Genomic DNA, 3,375 nt, shown 5'->3' on the forward strand with positions numbered 1-3,375 from the left:
GCATGTCGCCAAGCCGAACATACCAAAAACGAGAATTTAGGTAGCACGACTTGGATTAGCAATTGTACCTGCCGAACCGCCTTGATTTATCGTTCAAAAATTTCACTTATGCTATATAAAGTTACGTTGAATTCTTGGGGGCTAGCCCCCAGACCCCCAGCCAACACTCACACCCAAAAACAAGGAGATCCTTTTTCTAATCTTATAGAAATGCTAGAATTATCCAGGGGAATTTAACTTAGACAAGGGGGTAATTTTGTGGCTAAAGTTACATTAACAAATATGTGTATGATTTATGATAAGAAAAATAATAAAGTCCTAGTTCAAGATAGAATTAAATCTTGGAAGGGAATTTCGTTCCCTGGAGGGCATGTGGAGGATGGGGAAAGTCTAATCGATTCCACTATAAGAGAAGTAAAAGAGGAAACAGGATTAATGATTTCTAATTTAGAACCATGTGGAGTTATTTATTGGTTTAATAATGAAACTGGTGAAAAGTTTTTTGTTTTTAATTATAGAACAGAAGTATTTAGTGGAGAACTGTTAGATAAAACAGATGAAGGTAGTATATTTTGGGTAGATAAAAATGAGTTATTGACACTTAATCTTGCAGAAGGAATGAAGGAAAGATTACCAATGTTTTTAGATAAAAAGTATTCAGAGGGATTTGGTATTTGGAATGAACATAATGCTGGTCGATTAAAATGGCAATAAAAAGAGCAGAGGTATTTGCATGGAGTGTGTCAACGGTACCGGACCGAACCCGTAAGGGAGCGGGAGGATAAGGAGTTGACACACTCACTATGCAACCCTCTTGTGGTTGTCAAAAGGTACCCTTTTGACCCTGCCCACCGGCGAGGGAGCCCCTCAAGGATTGAGGGGTTGGGGAGCTCGATTGAGTGGGTCTGGGGAAGAGTTCCCCAGCAGGTTTGGACAGAGTCCAAGGTTTTGTTTTTTGCCATGCTTTGCATGGCTTGGCGATAGCCAAAACGGCCTCGCAGAGCCTTTTCATTGTGTACATGGAGCGTAGCGGAATGTCACAATACAGAAAAGGTTACTTTGCCAAAGTAACAAAACTTTTGGTATAGTGGGGGCAAGGAGTTGATTCGTTATGAGTATGTCAGTTTCTCTCAAAAAGGCAACGAACAAAACCAACATTAAACACAATAACAGGACAATGAGCGAGAAGGAAAAAGAGCGAAATTCGCATATAGATTATTCAAAGTCTAATGAAAATAAATATCTTGTTCAGAAAAATTTGAAAGGGTTATATCAAGAAGAGTTCGGGGAAGCGTTGGAGAAATATAACGCCAAACAAAAACGATCTGATAGAAAAATTGACGATTATTATAAGCACATTCAGTCCAGTAAGAAAACTTCGCTTCAGCAAGAAATGATTATTCAAGTTGGTGATTTGAACGACTTCATTCGCAATGCCGATTATGAAAGAGCAAATGAAATTTTGTTAGAGTGGTTTAAGGATTTTGAGAAACGCAATCCTAATTTAAAAGTTTATAATGCGGTCATTCATAATGACGAGACAAGCCCTCATATGCATTTAAATTTTGTGCCTGTGGCGAGTGGATATAAGCGAGGGCTTGAAAAGCAAGTATCATTTGACCGAGCGATTACGCAACAAGATCCAACGTTAGATAAAACACGTCCTTTTGATGATTGGCGAGAAAAAGAAGTGAAGTTGTTAGAAAACATATTGAAAGAGCGTGGCATTGAACGAAAACTAGTTGGCTCAAACGAATATAAAGATGTGAACGAGTACAAAGAAAAAAAGGATTTAGAAAAAGAAATTCAATGGCTAGAAGGAGAAATTGTCAAAAAGAAAGATCAACTTGTAAAAGTTAGTGAGCAAATTCCTGAAAAGAAAATGAATCTAAAGAGCAAAAAGAAAGAGATTAAGACAGAGGTGGAATCCAAATTTATTGGGAAACCTAAAATCATTGAAAAAGAAACTGGTAATTATGTTTATACACCAAAGCAAATTAAACAATTAGAAGATTTGATAACGGCAGCATCCACTGTAAAAAAAGATTATGAACGCTTGCAGACGACAGATTTAGTCCAAGAAAATAAAAACCTTCGTGAGGAAGTCTATCAAAAGACAAAGGAAAATAGAAAGCTAATGAATCAAGTTGAAACATTAAATACTGAAATAAGCTCTTTAAAAGCTCATATAGGCGTTTTAAAAGAAAATGTAAGGGTTTTGTATCAACAAACGAAAAAAGTTTTTAAAGAGCAATTCAAGGCGTTTAGAGGCCTTATTAAGAATGAATTGGATATGAAGAAGATAGATAATCAATTTGAGCGTGAGCATAAAAAAGAATTGAAGACTAGACAACGAGGGTATGACATGGAGCGATGAAAACATAAATAAAGCGAGTAGACTTTACTACCCGCTTTATTTTAGATTCTCTCGTTCTCTTAAAGCTTTAAATCTGTCAAATTGACTTTGGTATTCGTAGTCTTTATTTTCTTTTTTGCTGACAAGGATTTTCCCGTCATATTTAGCAAATTTTTTCTTGTCATTTGAATCAGACCAAGCTAGATTCTCGTTAATTACATAAACATTTGATGTTCCCATTTTTAAGACATCTAAAAATCCGTTCTCTTCTAGTAGTTTTATTGCTCTATATACAGTTGATCTCGACTTTCCAAAATAATCCTCAAAAACAGAATAAGAGCAGGCTAGAGCATTTCTGTTATCCATGTGTTCCAAAATGAAAAAGAGCAAGGAACTTGCAAAGCTATGATTAGACATTAACCAACGTAATTCTGGCATGTTATCACGATAAAGCTGAATAAAATTATGATTCTTTTTTCTCTCTTCGTATTCGTTTTCTTTAGATAAATGATTTTCCTCAAGTTCCACAAGCTTTTGGAGTTGATGAAGTTGTTCTGGAGTCAATTCAACTGTAATCTTTTCGTCCAATTTTAGCACCTCTATCGACATTAAATTTTCTCCCCTTTTTTGAAATGTTTCATAGTTGATGATACGTTTATGTATAATATATGACACATTATAGGTCATAAAAGAAAGTATATCAATCATAAAATGACTCATCCTGTTTCAAACATGTGTCACAGCTGATGACACATATACGTGTCACAGCTGATGACACATAACAATCTAGTAAACTCTTATATATCAACGTTTTTACTAATTTCCCTTCTATATCTCCTTAAAGGGCTTTTCTCCATACAAGGAACGGAGAGTATTTTTTGAGAAACCCACTCAAAAAATCTTCCTCCTTCCTCCTTGCATTCCGAAATTCGGCAGGTGTGAGCATGTCGCCAAGCCGAACATACCAAAAACGAGAATTTAGGTAGCACGACTTGGATTAGCAATTGTACCTGCCGAAC

Annotated in this window: 4 protein-coding genes; 3 read left to right on the forward strand and 1 reads right to left on the reverse strand. The window is 35.9% G+C overall.

Annotated features, from left to right (window positions below; all coding sequences use genetic code 11):
- The 3 genes from PDQ68_RS28340 to PDQ68_RS28350 all read left to right on the forward strand — a co-directional run.
- On the forward strand, positions 1-237 hold a 237-nt coding region (locus tag PDQ68_RS28340), incomplete at its 5' end, for a hypothetical protein (RefSeq protein WP_270787158.1).
- A gap of 21 nt (positions 238-258) precedes the next feature.
- Positions 259-714, forward strand: a complete 456-nt coding sequence (locus PDQ68_RS28345; RefSeq protein WP_100632357.1) for an 8-oxo-dGTP diphosphatase — start codon at positions 259-261, stop codon at positions 712-714.
- A gap of 397 nt (positions 715-1,111) precedes the next feature.
- Entirely contained in the window at positions 1,112-2,377 is a 1,266-nt protein-coding gene (locus PDQ68_RS28350) for a plasmid recombination protein (protein WP_100632359.1), read from the forward strand.
- 36 nt (positions 2,378-2,413) lie between these two features.
- Here the strand turns inward: PDQ68_RS28350 and PDQ68_RS28355 are convergent, their stop codons facing one another.
- Positions 2,414-2,965: a helix-turn-helix domain-containing protein gene (locus tag PDQ68_RS28355; protein ID WP_100632360.1), complete on the reverse strand. Its 552-nt coding sequence runs from the start codon at positions 2,963-2,965 to the stop codon at positions 2,414-2,416.
- Positions 2,966-3,375: the final 410 nt, after the last annotated feature.

Origin of the sequence: Bacillus cereus group sp. Bc010 (assembly GCF_027716745.1) — a bacterium.
Lineage (GTDB): Bacteria > Bacillota > Bacilli > Bacillales > Bacillaceae_G > Bacillus_A > Bacillus_A pacificus.